Source organism: Archangium violaceum (assembly GCF_016859125.1).
Classification (GTDB): Bacteria; Myxococcota; Myxococcia; order Myxococcales; family Myxococcaceae; genus Archangium; species Archangium violaceum_A.
The window spans coordinates 9,186,367-9,201,071 of record NZ_CP069338.1; the positions used below are offsets into that span (position 1 = coordinate 9,186,367).

The window sequence follows — 14,705 nt, forward strand, 5'->3', positions numbered from 1 at the left end:
CGGTCAGAACGCGACGGGGCCGCCCTTGAACTTGAGCGGGTAGTTGAACTTGAGCGTGGTGCCCGCCTCGAAGTTCTTCTCGTCCGACTCGATGAACACCTCGTACCGCTGGCCCTTGCTCCCGGCCACGGCGGTGGGGTTCTCCACCACGTGGATGAAGAAGGATTCCTTGGCCTTGCGCGCGGTCTCCATCACCGCCTGCGTGGCACTCCCCGACTTTCGCGTGCCGGCGATGGTTCCGGTGATGTTCGACCACACGGGCACGTTCTCTGTGTAGCCATCGGAGTTGAGGTGCTTCAGTTCTTCGAACTCGGTCGCATCGGTGATGCTGAATGAAGAGCCAGCTTCCAGCTTGTTGGCGTCGGCGAGCACCTCGTCGGGCTCGGCGGTGATGTGGATGGGGACCTTGTGAGTGATGACGTAGTTGGACATGTTCTGCCTCACTTCCGGGGGAAGAGCTTCGCCAGGGATTTCTTCAGCTGAGCCGCCACGCCCTTGCGCAGCAGCGAGCGCACGCCGCGCTTGAAGGCGTTGCGCAACCAGTTGGGCGGGGGATTCTTCGTCTGTTCCCCGAAATGCCAGCCCGCGTGGATGGGCCCGGCCTGCGGGTGTGCGTAGCCGCCCGTGGCGGTGGTGGACATCCGCTCGGGGTTGTGGTGCGGCAGCGACACGAAGGCGGTGTCTGCCAGGTCGAGCGGGTCATCCGGAGCTCCGCCGCGCGGGACGCTGAAGGCGGCCTGGTCCATGCCGCGCTGGACTGCGTCGAGCACGGGCCGGTCCAGGTCTCTCAGGACGGCCCGATACTCCGAGCGCAACCTCTCCAGGTCGGAGGTGTTCACCTCCACCTTCACGCGCGCTCGGTATGCCCGTTGACTTGCCATACCCCAGAGAAGGGGCGGGGAATCAGCGGCGAGGGACGTCCTCTGCGGCGAGCTGGGGCACCACGGCGCCCGGGGCGCTGGCGCTCAGGTACTCCAGTTCCACGGAGAAGACCCACCGTGGCCGCCCCTCGTCGTCTGGCGTCTGCCTGGTGGGCCTGCCTTCGGTGGGCTCTACCCGCACGTATCCGTCGGGCTGCAGGTCGTACAACGCGGACCAGGCCGCGCGCGCCCGGTCCCCCGTCTCCTTGTCGCTGCCCGGCGCGCGGGTGCCGCGCACCAGCACCGTCACCATGTCCCGGTGGAGACTGAGTCCCGTGTCGGCGAGGTACTTCTCCGGCGGATCGCCGCCTGCGTCGATGACGGCAATCATCTCGTCCGGAGCACTGGTGGGGAAGGGTCCCGGGTACAGGGTGGGCGTGTCGCCGGAGAGCGTGCCCAGGCCCGCGGCCTCGAGCAGCGTGGCCACGTCGAGCTCGATGTCCCGGAGCCTCACAGGACGACCTCGCTGTGGTCGAAGCTGCCGGTCTCCAGGTCCTTGTGGACGAAGCTCTGCACGGGCTTGCGGCTGCGCTTGTAGTCGGCGGGGTCCGCCCCTGGTAGCCAGATCAGCACCTTCTCCAGGTCCTCCTGTGCGATGACGGCGGTGGTGTAGAGGGTGCCAGTGGCCACCACCTGCTTGCCCTCGGCAGACTGGACGCGACGAGCGCCCGGGGCCCAGCGGCACGGGTGCGGCTCGACTGGGCCGTACTCCTCGCGGCGGTTGTTGTCCGTCATGCGCAGGAAGCGCCGGAGGTGGAACGTCTCGCGCATGTCCTCCAGGAAGAGGCTCATGTCTGCTTTCTCCGAGTGGACTTGTGGTGGGGGCGCGCGAGCTGCTGGGCCAGGGCGGGCACTGCGGTGCGGTCAGCCGCCCAGGTGACGGAGCCACCGCCGATGCTGCGGCTGATGACGGTGGGGTCTCTCCCTGCGCCGGAGCGCAGGGCCGTGAGGGTGATGAGCGCGGCTTCCTCGAGCGGCGCCGGCAGGTCGCTGGTGAGGGTGCTCGCCGGGTCCGCTGCGAGGGCCAGAGCCACCTGGCCGGGCGTGCGCCAGCCCGCGTCGTAGGTGACCACGATCTCCCCGGTGTCGTGGGCACGGAGCGGCATGGGCGCGACGCCGTCCGTCCACTGCCCGGTAAAGGGCCAGCCTCCACGGCGGTTCAGGACGCGTCCGTACCTGGGGCTCTCCAGGAAGTACTCGCTGGGGGGCACCTCGGCGCCGGCCACGGTGACGGACACGATGCGCCGCACCGCCCCGGCCCGGAGGAACAGGACGCGGCCGCCCTCGCTCGGCACCGTCTCCTGGATGTTCTCGCGCAGGTGGGCGTCGTAGCCCAGCCAGTCCGCCAGGGCCTGACTCGCTGCGGTGATGAGCGCGGGCAGCTCGGCGTCCGAGGTGGACGTCTTGAGCCGCGCGGCCGCGCGCGCCAGCGTGGTGAAGTCGAGCTCGCTCGCCATCACACCGCCCCCGGGAACTGGGCCGCCAGAGCCTTGCGGACGCGCGCCCATTCGAAGTTGTCCGCCGGGTCCGTCTTCCGGCCCGGGGCTACGTCGCGGTGGCCGAGGACGTACCCACGGTGCCCGCGAGCAGTGGGAATCAGGTCAACCGTGACGCCGTACATGAATGTGGCGCAATCCCACTCCAGCCTTCGCACGATGTCCGACACGAGCCAGGCGAGTGCCTTGTACTGTGCCTCGGTGAAAGGCGTGACGCCATCGCCGGGGTTCACGATCTCGATGCCGATGGAGCGGTCGTTGACGCTCTCGCCCTTCTTCGGCTCCTCCCACGGCATGTGGCTCTCGCCCGCATGCCACGCCTTCAGGTCCTCGGGGACGAGTCGGTAAACGATTCCGCCCGTGGTGATGAGGTAGTGGGCGGACACCATGCTGCCCTTGGTGCATAGCCAGGTGAGCGCACTTTGGTTGCTCCACCGCCCATTGACGTTGCCCGTGTGGTGGATGAGCACCGTGTCCACGCGCACGTTCTCCTCGCGGGCGGAGCGGTTGGGGCTGGGAAAGTCGATGACGAGGGGGATGGTGGGGGAGGGGGTGTCCATGAGCAGCCTCCAGAAACGGCGACGGGGAGACACCCCAGAAAAGGGGCGCTCCCCGGCCGGGAGGGCTGCGTGGGTATTGCGTCAGACGGGCAGGGTGGAGGAGCCGCCCAGCACCAGGAGCGCGCCCGTCACCACGGTGGGGGTGGTGCCGTCGGTGAAACTCACCGTCTCCACCACCCGCAGCTCGTCGTGTCCCACGGGGATGTACTGGAAGTCGATGTCCAACTCGACGGCCTTGGACGCCTGGATCACCGTGAGCTCCACGGCGGCCCCGTCCATGTTCTTCAGCGCCACCCATTCGTTATCGGTGTCGCTGCCGTCCCGCGTCTCCACCTCGTAGGTGACTTCGAAGCCCGTGGGAGTGCCGGTGGTGGCTCCAGTGAGGCCGACCAGCACCGCCGACCCCCAGCGCCCGGGAGCGAAGGTGCTGCCCTGGCGCGTTCCGGCGGAGCGAGCGGCGGGGGCGAGCGCCAGGTTGTCCGTTTTGACGACGGCGCCGATGTTGTTCCTGACGATGAAGTTCATCTCTCGTCTCATCCTTCTCGGGGCGTGCCCGGGTTAGTACTTGACCTTCTTCTTGAACGCGAAGGCGGTGGTGTGCCGCAGCTTCCAGTCGGCGTAGCCCACCACCCGCAGCGTCTGCATGTCGTTGACGAAGTCGCTGGCGTTCTCGCCGATCGTCATCTCCATCTCGGCGGCCGAGCCGAAGTAGAGCTGGGACGCCAGGCCGAAGCCGATGTGCTCCCATCCAAAGAGGAGCTCGGGGTTTCTCTCCACCGGGAACCCGTTGATCGTCGGATTCTTCAGGTCGCGCAGGCCCTCGAACACCCACCCGGACGCATCCCGTAGTCCCCGCAGGTGCCAGAAGGTATCGCTGGGCATGAAGTAGAAGGCCGAGTCATCCAGCTTGTGCTTCTTCTTCTCCAGCGCAGCCGGCAGGCTATCGAGGTCCGCCAGCTTCTTGGTCGCGTCGGTATCGGAGAGCGCACCCGTGGCCTCGGAGATCATCTCCTTCTCGACCTCCTCGAGGATGCCCAGCGGCTGCTTGTTGCCCTTCCCGAAGAGTCCGGCCTTGTCGAAGAGTAGAGCCATCTCCTGCTGCAACTCGGCGCCGACGTCAGCCGAGGCGGACGAATCCCCACGACGCATCAGATCGTTGGAGAGGCCCACCCGACCCACGGCCTTGTGCGCACCCAACTCCATCAGCCCGTGCTTGATCTCCGTCTTCTCGACGGGCTCGCCCTCGGCCGCCCAGTACACGACCGCGCGCTCGTTCTGCCTGCCGACCACGAACTTGCCGCCGTACCCGGAGGCTTTGCGCAGTCCCGGCCGGCTGACGAGGAGCGACGGCCCCTTCAGGAATTCGATGATCTCGGCGGACTCCACCACGGGGAGGCGCTCACCGCCCTGGCCGAAGATGCTGGCGAAAGCACCCACCGCCTTGCAGCGGGTCACGTACTGCTCCAGGCGCTGGAAGTGCTCACCCTTCGCCACACCGAGGGCCTTGGCCCGGTCGAGGTAGATGATTTTGATGGCCACGCCCGCGCGGGCCTGCCAGAGCCGCCCCTCGGGCGGGTCCATCTGCAGGTCACGCACTCCGGTCACCACGGGCGTGGGGGCAGCGGGCGCGGCAGCGGCGCGGGAGGCCATCGCCGCCTCAACGGTCTTCACCACGATGGGCTCGATGGCGGCGGCCACCGCAGGAGGGATAGGCGGCGGGGCAGGGGGCTGGGGGTTGGCAGGCGACGGCTGGGGTTTGGGAGACATTGCACGCGGCTCCGTGTGAGAGGGAGGTGTCCGTTCGTCGTGGAGAAGGGGCGGGTGGTTACGCGGCGAGGCTGCGCAGCCATTTCGTGACAGGGTCCTCGTCCTCCGTGCTGGGCGGCGCCTCGTTCTCGCTGGCGCTCTCGTCCTGGGGCACGTCGGTCTGAGGTTTGTCGTCCTTCGTCGCGGGCGGCTCGGTGGCCTTGCCCTCGGACTCGGGCGGTTTCGCCTCGCTCTCGGGCGGGAACATCTTCGCGTGGATGGCCTTCACCATCGTGTAGAGGTCCGCCATGTCGACGGCAGGTGGCTCCGGCTTCTTCTCCTCGGGCTTCTTCGGTTCGTCGGCCATCTTGATCCTCACGGCGCCAGCCTTGGCGCCAACATCGACGAGGCTCACCTCGAGCAGCCTCGCTTCGTGAACGTCTTCACCCTTGCCATCGGGGCCCTTGCCGTTGGGCGTGGCGCGGACGGTCCGGTACCCAATGCTGCAGGCGGCGATGTCGCCCGCGTCGACAGCGCCCTTCACCTTCTGGGAGAGGTCCGTGAGGAGGTTGAAGCAGGGGACGAAGTACCACTGCCCCTCTTCTTCCCAGACGGTGGCGGAGCCCACGGGCAGGCGCTGCTCTGGCGAGGCATCAGGGACGATGCCTACGTGGTACGAGTGCACCCAATAGAGGGGCACCTCGTTCACGCCCTCGGGCAGGCGTAGCGCTCCGGCGTCCATGGTGTCGCCGTGGGCGTCGTCAACGCCTGGCGGGTCCAGCATTGCGAACACGGGCCCCTCCGCCGTCGCAACAGAGAGCCGCGGCGGAGACTCCATCCGCTTGAGGGTGATGCCTCGGGTCCTCATCTGACCCTCACCCAGCCTTGGCGGCGATTCACCGGGATCGCGCTCAACATCCACCAGCCCCTCCCTTTGCGCCGGTAGAGCGCGACTCCATGCCGGGCGCGGTCCAACTGGAGACCGCGGCGCATCTGACGACACGCCTTGCGGCCATCGGGGTGCTTGCGGTGAATGACCCAGAGGTCGCGAGCAGCATCAACGCGTTCGACCGCCGAGGTGCGCTCAATGCCTAATCTGTCCAGGTAACAGCCGCTGATGAGCATGATGAAGAGAAGCGGCGGCTACCTGCGCTCGGCGTCGCTGCGGGGCGGCGGCGGGTTGCTGGGGGTAGCTGGCGTGTCGAGCACGGGCTGGGCCCCAGGCAGCGGGCGCGGGCGCTTCCCTTCGAGCTCCGGGTCCGGCGGGAGCCCTCCCAGGGCGCGCACCTCGTTCCAGGTGACGCCTTCGTTCGGTGCCGACGTCACAACCTTGAAGGTGCGCTCCCAGGACTCTGGGCGCGGGTCATCCGCGATGAGCACCGCGTCCGGGTCGACGCGCGGGACGAGCCCGTGGTTCAGCTCGGCCACGAGCTTGTCGAGCCACGGCGCTATCGCCCTGTCGGCCAGCGTGTACTTCTCCTCCTCGGCGCTCGCGCGCGTGCCGGCGGCTGAGTCGCCCATCATCCCCGGGGGGATGTTGAACACCTTGCGCGCCAGGTGCTCGAGCCCTGCGGCGGCTTCGTCCATCTGGAGGGCGCGGAAATCCTGTTGGATTTGGGAGAGCGTCACTTTCCCGCTCACGAACCAGACGCGTCCGGCGCTCTCCGGTTTGGTGAAGCGTTCCTCGTAATCCGTCTGGAGCTCCTCCGCCCTATCGTCCCCGGCAGTCCCCTCGTCGACGCCCACCACGGCGGCGGGCAGTCCACCCCGCTTGAAGGTGGCCTTGCGTGCGGCCTGAATGGCGGCGCTGGTGTCGAGTTCGTCGGCCAGGGCGGTACCGCGGCCCAGGCCTCGCCCGGCCGGGTTGCGTGGATCCAACCCCTTGAGCCACACGATGTCCGAGGCTGGCACACGCCCAGCGAACAGGTTGTGCGAGACGAAGTAGTACGGGTCCTGCGGTGTCGGCGTCATCGTCACGCAGTGGGGCGGGATGGGCTCGTACCCGACGACGGCGCCCGTTGCGGAACGGCGCAGCCACATGAAGGCCTCGCCAGGGAGCATCCGGTACACCGCCAGCAGCTTCAGACAGGACTGCCCTGGGTAGTCCGGGTGGGGCGCGTAGAGGATTCGCAGCAGCTCGTGGTCTTCCAACTCCACCCACTCGCCAGAGGCGGACGCGTCGGCGAGGTACTTCGCGCGGAGTTCCGGTGCCATGGCCCTTACCGAAGCCTGGGCCGCCTTGGCGCGAAAGGAGCCCGGCTGGTAGCGGAGCGGGTTGGGCTTGAAGACCCGGAAGCGGGTGGCGGCCAGCGGGTCGGCCACCGTATCCACTACTGCCTGGAACCACGCATCCTCCGCGTATGCGTCGAGCACGGCGCGGCTGTCGCGGCGCGGGTGGAACGTGGTGATAGGGATTGCGTGGATGACGGGCTGCCCGGTCCCAGGGCCGAGCAGCAGGGCCGACAGTGCGGCACGGAACCGGTAGCGCAGAGAGGGAGCGGGCATGCCCGAGAGAAGGGGCGCGGCCTACTCGTCGTCCTCGTCCTCCGTGCCAGCCTGGGCCTGCTGCGCACCTCGGCCAGCTGCTCCAGCGTTCTGCCGCTTCGGGCACACGTAGAGATAGATCGGCCACGCGAATGCGTCCGCCCGGTCGTCGCGGCCGTGGCCGCCTTCCTGTCCGGTGAACTCGGAGAGCTGTTTCTCCAGCTTGTGGTGCTTTCCGACCATGTGCACCAAGCCCGCCTCGCACTGCGCCGTCACGGGGGCGGCGCGCTCGGCCTTCGACTGCATGGCGCGCATGCCCTTCACCTTCACCTTGGCATCCACGCCCCGGATGGTGCTCTTCACCATCGACCCGCCCGTGTTTGTCTCGGCGAACACGAACGTCTTCTTCGGCGGCGCCAGGTGCTTCCAACGGTGGACGGCGTCCACGGCGACTTTCGCCCAGGCCGTGGGCTCAGGCTCCTGAAGCGACAGGTCCTGCAGTACGTACGTGTGCAGCAGGCCGTCGTCCTCCTCGCGAATCCCCACCACGACGATGCCGTGCAGGTCCGCGCCCTTCTTCTCGCCGGTGGCCGGGTCCACACTGACCACGACCTTGTCGAAGAGCGGCTTACCCTGGCGCGCTGGGATGGTCTCAATGCTCTCCACGCGGGCGGCGTCCCAGTTGACGCGTTTGTAGAGCGTCGCGTCCATGGGGAAGAAGAGCTCGCCGCCGTACTCCCGCCGGCCATCCGTGGAGTTGGCGAGCGCCAGTGCCTGGCGGATGAAGGACGGATCGAGGTTCGCCGCGTTGTCGAAGGTGGTGGACTGCGCGAGGAAGAGCCTATCCTTGTCCTTGAGTATCTGTCGAAAGAGCGGGGTGGGCGCCGGCGTGGTGGTGATGACAACGCGTGCTGGCATGCCGAGTCTCTCCATTCGTGGGGTGATGATGCGAGCGCACTTCGTACGGCACTGGTCGTAAACGTCCTCGGGGTGCTTCTTCCAAGCTACGATCTCGTCCGCCCAGACGAAGGACACGTTGTAGCCGCGGAACTTGTCGGGCCCGGCCTGCGCCGGCACGTAGTGCGCGACTGCTCCGTTGGGCCATACCAGCATGCGCTTGCTGCGCTTGTGGGCCGGACGGAACCAGGGGGGCGAGAGGGTGAGGATTCCGGACGAGCCCTCGAGCTGGTTCTTCCGAATCTCCGAGTCGGTAGGCCCGACGATGAGCATCACCGCGTTCGGGTCAGCGCGGGCCTCCTCGATGACGGCCGAGGCGCCGGCATGCGTCTTCCCAGTGCCGCGGCCGCCCAGGAAGAACCACGTACGCCACACCTCCGAGGGCGTCTTCTGGACCGGCCGCAGCGAGTAGCGCGGCTCGTAGTACAGGGCGAGCACCTCGGCGGGCGTGAGGCCGAGCGCGTGGGTGAGGGACTCCTTGATGCGCGCGGCCCGGTGCTTCAGGACGAGCTGGTCGAAGAGCGAGAAGCGTCCCTGCGTAGCCGAGGACAGCAGGGTGACGCCCTTGTAGAGGTCCTCACCGGACTGCTGTATCGCCGCGCTCGCCACCATCACGCACCCTCGGGGGTCGCGTGCTCGGGCTCAGCAGCCGCAGTTGCCTCGGCGATCATCGCGGCGCGCTTGTCCTCCAGCTCGAGGAACTTCCGGGCCTTCTCCTCCAGGGCCTGCATGGCCTGCTCGGGAGTGACCATCTCGAAGGCTGGGCCGAGCGCATTCCCCTGCTGCGCTGCATTCGCCTCTCGCGGAACGGTGAAGACCTTCGGCTCCGTGACGGCCAGCAGCCACGTGGCGAAGCGCGGGTTCATATGCCGGTCCGTGATGGACCGCTCGCCGAGGTTGATGAGGTATGCCCGCCGGTGAGCGCGGGCGTACTCGCACTCCATGTAGAGCTGGGTGTAGAGGCTGCGCTTCTTCCGCGCGGCCGCGTCCTTTCCCCTCCGCAGCCATTTATCGAGGCAGTCCTCGGTGGTGCCCGCCATCGCAGCAGCGGAGCGGAGGAGCCCCGTGCGGGCGATCTCTCGCGCGATGACGAGCACCATCTCTGGTGTGAGGGACGTCCGAGGCCCGCGCAGGCCTGTGGGCTCGTACCCGTCCAGAGGGTCCGGGGCGATGGACGCATCTCCGCCGTCGCCCTCCACCGGGCCATCGAGCAGCTCCGGCGGCATTCCCCTCGGACGAGCCATGTCCCGGAGAAGGGGCGGACCTACACCGCCCCTCCCAGGCGGCTCGTCAGGCGTCGGACGGCAACTGGGCGAGGGCCTTCACCCGGGTGTGCAGCGCCTCCGTCACGTCGTCGATAAGCTCGGCGACGGGGCCGTCGCTGTCATCGCAGGCAGCTATCGCCCGCTGGGCCTCGGCCAGGTCGCGCGTGGCGGCGGCGATCTCCGAAAGCCCCATGAGGAACGGGTCGATGCGGCCCTCGTCCTCGACCACACCGGCGGGCACGCTGCCCTGAGCGAGGCTGACCACCGCCGCTCCGGCCTCGGGCGTCCAGGCCGTCAACGTCATCGAGGCGACGGGGCCAGACTCCGGCGTCTCCTGCGTCGCCGTGGCTGCGGTGCTGGCCTCGGACGAGCCGAGCTTCTCCGATAGCGAGTTCGCCTTCTCCAGGGTGGCGCACACGGACGTGGCCCGGGACTCCAGCTCCGCCAGCGTCTCCATGGCCTGGGACGCATCGACGTTGATGGTGCCGACGTAGACGGGGCTCTTCGGCCTGGCAGCGGCCTTGCGGCGCTCGTACTCGGAGATGATCGTCTGCGCCGCCACCTCCCAGCGCTCCTGGGTCAGGGCACCGCTGCCCGCGGGGATGTTCTGACCCAAGTCGTTCCAGCTCGGCATGGGCCGACCGTCGAAGGTGGCCCACTTGCCGAAGGGGCCCGGGTGGTTGCCGTAGGCGTCGAAGCCGATCTGCCCGAAGCTCACGGGCTCGGTGCTGTGGGTGGGGCTGTTGCTGGTCGGGGTCGTCATGGGTGCCCTCCATGGGCTGACTGCGAGGTGACACCCACCAGAAGGGGCGTAGTTCGCTCCAGTTTTGCGCCGATCAACGCCCCCTCCGGCCGGGACCCGCCACGTGATTCCGGGCGTTTACGGCCGGGGTAGGGGCCCAGAACCCAAAAAATCGGGGGGTCGTCCGACAGTTTCGGCCGAGTGGATCAGAGGGGTACCGTGGGGTAACCGCGAGCGCAGGATCGCTGAGCGCCGAGCAATCCGGCGTTGGGCCCAGGGTCCGGTTTTTGAGGGTGGGGGGTGATGATTTCTGGCGCACACTGGCGCCGAATGGCACACATGCAGCCCTCCGCCGAGGCCTCATGGGTTGTTTCGTGTGGGATGATGTGCGGGAATATTTTTGCGAATATCCTGGTTGACGGTGCGCCGGAACGAGGCGTAAGTATGCGCTTGTCCTCACGTTTCGTCCGGAGGTGGGCGTGGGAATAATCTCGAAGGAAGCCGTCCAGGAGCTGTTGGCGCCGCACCACAACGAGGTGCTCGCCTGTGTGGAAGAGGCGTGGAAGCGCTGTCGGGACAACGTCTTGCCGCTCATGCCTCGTGCCAAACGGCGATACCGAGCCAATGCGATGGCCGGCCTCATCGAGAGTCAAGCACGTGAGCGGCTCGGTTCGGCTCCTGATATCCACATCGTGGATGAGGGACAGCGCTTCCTGCTCGGCGTGAAGGGGCGCTTCTTCCTTCTCTTCAAGCAGATGGACTCCGAACGACGCACGCGGAACCTCTTGACAGACACCGCGATCAAGTTCCGCGCGCAGTTGCCGCTCGCTGAATTCGGAAACGTTCCGCGCGTCACCGTTGGCTACCGGCTCAGCGAGTTGGCCGACAGGCTTATCGAGGTCGTGGTCTTCTTCTCGATCGACGACAAAGTGCAGTGGGAGTATCCGCTTGCTGGTGACGCGCGTGTACATCAGCTCGAACTCGGCAAGGCGTTCAACCACGTGCGCCGCGTGGCACCGGACGCACCGACGCAACCCGCGGCTCCGGCTGCCTCCGGCGAGAGCCCGCCCAGGGGTCGGCGGGTGCGCATCAAGAGCGAACTGAAGCCCGAGACAAAGAAGTCAGGAACGGAGGAAGGGGAGGGCGGCGCGTAGCTAGCGTCACCGCTTCCCATGCGAGATATGTCAGAGCCCAAGTTCAACCCTGAGATGCTGACGCTGGCTCGTGCCGGTGCGGGGCTGACGCAGGCTGATCTCGCCAAGGCGCTCGGCGTCTCTCAGGGCATGGTGTCCAAGTACGAGAGCGGGCAGGTACAACCTCCACCTGGGCAGCTTGAGCGGGCCGGAGAGGTTTTGGGTTGCCGTGCCTCGTTTTTTACGAGGTGGCCAAAGCACTTCCACTTGCCCATCACCTTCCATCGCAAGAAGGTGCGATTGGGCGCGGGCGCGCTTGCTCGTATCCACGCGAACGTCGTTCTCAAACGTATCCAGATGGAGGTTCTACTTCGCTCGGCTGATGCTCCTGAAAACCGCATTCCAGCTGTCAACTTGAGGGAGCAAGGCACAACTCCTGAGAGGGTAGCGCGCGATCTGCGTGTTCGTTGGCAGATGCCGCGGGGTCCGGTGGAGAACCTCACCGAGTTGCTTGAAGGAATGGGGGTCATCATCATCCCCACTGATTTCGGCACAGACCTTATCTCCGGGTTGAGCGCGTACGAGCCCAGTGATGGACTGCCGCCGCTCATCTTCATCGGCACGAACTGCCCTGGCGATAGGATGCGGTTTACGCTCGCGCACGAACTCGCGCACATCGTCCTTCATCACCACCTGGATTTGCCCTCCACCGACTGTGAGAGCGAGGCGGATAGGTTCGCGGCAGAGTTCCTCATGCCGGCAGCGGACATCCGTGGTTTTCTGACCCGACTCGATCTTGAGGGCGCCGCCGCGCTGAAGCGCACATGGAAGGTCTCGATGAGTTCGCTCATTAAGCGAGCAGGGGACCTGGAACTCATTTCACCGTCTCGTAGCCGATCGCTCTTCATCGAGATGGGTCGACGTGGGTGGCGTACTCATGAGCCTGTAGAGATTCCACCTGAAAAGCAAACCTTGCACTGGGAGCTTGCCACCGCCCATTTGGATGAGCTCGGTTACTCTGACGAGGAACTCAGCAAGGCGCTGGATACAACGGTAGAGCGGCTGCGCAGCGATTATGGATTGAAGACGATGACACCGTCACATCCTACGTTGCGTTTGCTCAAATCCAGTCCGTCGTAGGTGCTTGTTTATGGGGGGGAGCACTTCGCTCCTGACTGGGCCATGAGCCGTCCCACAAGAGCGCCCCTTCTCGCCGGGCATGAGCACGCCGCCCCTCCCCCCTGAGTCCAAGCCCTCACCATGGCTCACCTTCGCGGTGCCGCTGGCCTTCTCCATCTTCACGTCGGGCGTGGTCTGGGGCGCGCTGGGCTCGGACGTCCGCCACCTTGAGCGCCGAGTCACCACGACCGAGGGCGAGGTGTCCCGCGTCTCCACCGCCCAGACCAACGCCCGCGAGCAGGCCGCGCGCATCGAGGCCCAGCTCGACGCGATGAATCGCGAGCTCTCCCGCCTCGCCCGTGCCATCGAGAAGCTGGCCGACTCCCCGCGCGCCAGCCGCTGACCCTTTCACCCGGGTGGGGCAGCGTGCCCGCCCCCCAGTAGCACTCAGATGCTTGTCCATGTCGTCCCTCATTCTGGCCGACCGGCCCATCCGGCTCCACTGGCGCGGGTTCCGTCACCGGGCAGCTTGCCTCCGGGAATGCGCTCCCCGTTCAGGCCAGGCTCCAGGCTAGCGCTCGTGTAGCCCCGGAGGTGATGCCTCTACATGGTTAGAGAGGGACGCACGCCGTGATGTTCCACATGAGGAGAACATGCATCTACTTCTGGGCAGCCAGGTCCTTCATTCCTTCCCCGAAATTGACGTAGACGGCAGCGAGTGCTCGTTCACCGTTCCCGTGTCGGTGTTCATTGATGCCAACACACGGGGTTACGAAGTTGCTGACGACTTCGGGAATGTTCGGTCGCTCAACGTCACCAAGGTCGAAATGCGACCGCCGGGGCCAACCAGGGTTACGGGGCTCCTCGGAACTATTCGGAAACTCTAACGCAGCAACCCTGTTCGACGAGAGAAGGGCTTGGTCTCCAGCCTCGGAGCCGGGCCTTTCTCGTTGGTGCCGCTCCTTCTTCTGGCCGGGGCACACCCGCCCCTCACAACACGGAGCGCCCATGCGTCGCCTGTCCCTGTCGTCCCTCGCTGTCCTGTCGCTGCTGTCCCTCTCCACCCCCGTCCTGGCCGACACCAGCTCGCCCTCGTCCACGGGCGCGGACACCGTCACCGCGCACCTGGTGCAGCAGGCCCAGGCCACCCCGCGCACCGTCGCCCCTCCCGCGCCGCAGGTGGTGGCCGGGGACGAGGCGCCGCCCAGCTCGGAGGTGGGGCTCGGCGAGTGGCTGAAGCTGGTGGTGCAGGCCGTCGCCTCTCGCAACTGGGGCCTGCTCGCCTGCGCTGTGGTGCTCGGGGCTGTGTTCCTGGTGCGCAAGTTCCTGGTGGGCCGGGTGCCCTGGCTGGCCTCGGACGTGGCCGGCGTGGCCCTGTCCATGGTGACGGCCACCGTGCTCTCTCTGGTGGGCGCGCTGAAGACGGGGACGCCGCTCTCCCTCTCGTTGGTGCTGGGCGCCATCCTCACGGCCGCCGGGGCCTCGGGGCTGTGGAGCTGGGGGAAGAAGCTGACCGCTGCGGCGAAGACGTCGAAGGTGGCCGCCCGGACGGCGCTGCACTGACCCACATGAACTGTTGAAGCACGAAGGGCCCGGTCTCCATCTCGGAGCCGGGCCCTTCGTTCTGGTGGTGCGGTTACTGGCTTCGCGGAGCCATGTCCAAGAGCTTTTGGACAAGCATCGCCAGCGGAGGCGGAGGGGCATCACCTTCGTGCCCCGGCTTCGCCGCCACAAAGGCACCGATGTGTGGATCGTAAGGCAGATGCAGCGTTTCTGGCTCCTTGCTGGTGTCCAGCCTTAGCTTGAAGCCGTCTCCGCTGTACCACACGTAAATACTGGTGCGTCGGACGTTTGGCTTGGCTGGGAACAGCACCTCCACAGTCCGCACGACACCGGAGATGGCCTTGGTATCGAACCTGAAGTCTCTGCGGCGCTGCTGCTCCGGCAGGCCTTCGAGCTGGGTTAGGAGTTCCCTCGCGGCGGCCTCGCGTCCGTCGTAGTCCGGATACGCTTTGTCTATCGCCTCCGACATGAGTCGGAGCGCTGCGTTCACACCGTAATCAACACTGACCGCTGACCCACTATCGCTCATCGTAGCCACTCCCGCGGAAGACGAGGTTCCAGGCACCGCAGCCCCGACGTAGACACCACGGGTGACAGTGGGTCAACCACCTGGCAGGTAGGACATTGCGCTCGGGCCGGGGCTTGCCTCGGGCCCTATTGAAGAGCGAAGGGCCCGGCTCCCAGGTGGAGACCGGGCCCCTCCCATACCCTACACGCTGG

General features: G+C 66.9%; 18 protein-coding genes. 4 read left to right on the forward strand and 14 right to left on the reverse strand.

Translation table 11 applies throughout. The annotated features are described in order from the left end of the window. Nucleotides 1-3: 3 nt before the first annotated feature. The 13 genes from JQX13_RS38870 to JQX13_RS38930 all read right to left on the reverse strand — a co-directional run bounded on the left by JQX13_RS38870 (nt 4) and on the right by JQX13_RS38930 (nt 10,191). Nucleotides 4-432: a hypothetical protein gene (locus tag JQX13_RS38870; protein ID WP_203404469.1), complete on the reverse strand. Its 429-nt coding sequence runs from the start codon at nt 430-432 to the stop codon at nt 4-6. Nucleotides 433-440: 8 nt separating this feature from the next. Continuing rightward, complete coding sequence (locus JQX13_RS38875; protein WP_239014115.1) at nt 441-839, reverse strand: hypothetical protein; 399 nt, start codon at nt 837-839, stop codon at nt 441-443. A 64-nt stretch (nt 840-903) separates the two neighbouring features. Then, nucleotides 904-1,374, reverse strand: a complete 471-nt coding sequence (locus tag JQX13_RS38880; RefSeq protein WP_203404471.1) for a hypothetical protein — start codon at nt 1,372-1,374, stop codon at nt 904-906. Further along, nucleotides 1,371-1,712 carry a hypothetical protein gene (locus JQX13_RS38885; RefSeq protein ID WP_203404472.1) on the reverse strand — a complete coding sequence of 114 codons (342 nt, stop codon included), beginning with the start codon at nt 1,710-1,712 and terminating at the stop codon, nt 1,371-1,373. Before JQX13_RS38885 ends, JQX13_RS38880 begins: the two co-directional genes overlap by 4 nt. After that, a complete protein-coding gene (locus JQX13_RS38890; protein WP_203404473.1) occupies nt 1,709-2,377 on the reverse strand; it encodes a hypothetical protein in 669 nt (222 codons plus the stop codon). Before JQX13_RS38890 ends, JQX13_RS38885 begins: the two co-directional genes overlap by 4 nt. Further along, nucleotides 2,377-2,976, reverse strand: coding sequence for an N-acetylmuramoyl-L-alanine amidase (locus JQX13_RS38895; RefSeq protein WP_203404474.1), 600 nt, complete (start codon nt 2,974-2,976; stop codon nt 2,377-2,379). The genes JQX13_RS38890 and JQX13_RS38895 overlap by 1 nt, the downstream gene beginning before the upstream one ends. Nucleotides 2,977-3,057: 81 nt before the next feature. Next, nucleotides 3,058-3,501 (reverse strand): hypothetical protein, encoded by a 444-nt coding sequence (locus tag JQX13_RS38900; RefSeq protein WP_203404475.1) that lies wholly within the window; start codon nt 3,499-3,501, stop codon nt 3,058-3,060. A gap of 33 nt (nt 3,502-3,534) precedes the next feature. Then, nucleotides 3,535-4,650: a phage major capsid protein gene (locus tag JQX13_RS38905; protein WP_203404476.1), complete on the reverse strand. Its 1,116-nt coding sequence runs from the start codon at nt 4,648-4,650 to the stop codon at nt 3,535-3,537. 151 nt (nt 4,651-4,801) lie between these two features. Next, nucleotides 4,802-5,506 carry an HK97 family phage prohead protease gene (locus JQX13_RS38910; protein WP_239015443.1) on the reverse strand — a complete coding sequence of 235 codons (705 nt, stop codon included), beginning with the start codon at nt 5,504-5,506 and terminating at the stop codon, nt 4,802-4,804. 359 nt (nt 5,507-5,865) lie between these two features. Further along, on the reverse strand, nt 5,866-7,227 hold the full coding sequence (locus tag JQX13_RS38915; protein ID WP_203404478.1) for a phage portal protein: 1,362 nt from the start codon (nt 7,225-7,227) through the stop codon (nt 5,866-5,868). A 21-nt stretch (nt 7,228-7,248) separates the two neighbouring features. Then, nucleotides 7,249-8,775, reverse strand: a complete 1,527-nt coding sequence (locus JQX13_RS38920) for a terminase large subunit domain-containing protein (protein WP_239015445.1) — start codon at nt 8,773-8,775, stop codon at nt 7,249-7,251. Then, a complete protein-coding gene (locus tag JQX13_RS38925) occupies nt 8,775-9,407 on the reverse strand; it encodes a hypothetical protein (protein WP_203404479.1) in 633 nt (210 codons plus the stop codon). Before JQX13_RS38925 ends, JQX13_RS38920 begins: the two co-directional genes overlap by 1 nt. 46 nt (nt 9,408-9,453) lie before the next feature. Beyond that, on the reverse strand, nt 9,454-10,191 hold the full coding sequence (locus JQX13_RS38930) for a hypothetical protein (protein ID WP_203404480.1): 738 nt from the start codon (nt 10,189-10,191) through the stop codon (nt 9,454-9,456). Nucleotides 10,192-10,649: 458 nt separating this feature from the next. Here JQX13_RS38930 and JQX13_RS38935 point away from each other — a divergent pair, with 458 nt between their 5' ends. The 4 genes from JQX13_RS38935 (at nt 10,650) to JQX13_RS38950 (ending at nt 13,985) form a co-directional block, all read left to right on the forward strand. Beyond that, nucleotides 10,650-11,324 carry a hypothetical protein gene (locus JQX13_RS38935; protein WP_203404481.1) on the forward strand — a complete coding sequence of 225 codons (675 nt, stop codon included), beginning with the start codon at nt 10,650-10,652 and terminating at the stop codon, nt 11,322-11,324. A 27-nt stretch (nt 11,325-11,351) separates the two neighbouring features. After that, the gene (locus JQX13_RS38940; protein WP_203404482.1) at nt 11,352-12,443 is read left to right on the forward strand and encodes an XRE family transcriptional regulator; all 1,092 of its coding nucleotides are present in this window, start codon (nt 11,352-11,354) and stop codon (nt 12,441-12,443) included. A gap of 79 nt (nt 12,444-12,522) precedes the next feature. Continuing rightward, nucleotides 12,523-12,825 (forward strand): hypothetical protein, encoded by a 303-nt coding sequence (locus tag JQX13_RS38945; RefSeq protein WP_203404483.1) that lies wholly within the window; start codon nt 12,523-12,525, stop codon nt 12,823-12,825. Between the two features lie 605 nt (nt 12,826-13,430). Next, entirely contained in the window at nt 13,431-13,985 is a 555-nt protein-coding gene (locus JQX13_RS38950) for a hypothetical protein (protein WP_203404484.1), read from the forward strand. A 73-nt stretch (nt 13,986-14,058) separates the two neighbouring features. Here the strand turns inward: JQX13_RS38950 and JQX13_RS38955 are convergent, their stop codons facing one another. Further along, nucleotides 14,059-14,514 (reverse strand): hypothetical protein, encoded by a 456-nt coding sequence (locus tag JQX13_RS38955; RefSeq protein WP_203404485.1) that lies wholly within the window; start codon nt 14,512-14,514, stop codon nt 14,059-14,061. Nucleotides 14,515-14,705 lie beyond the last annotated feature (191 nt).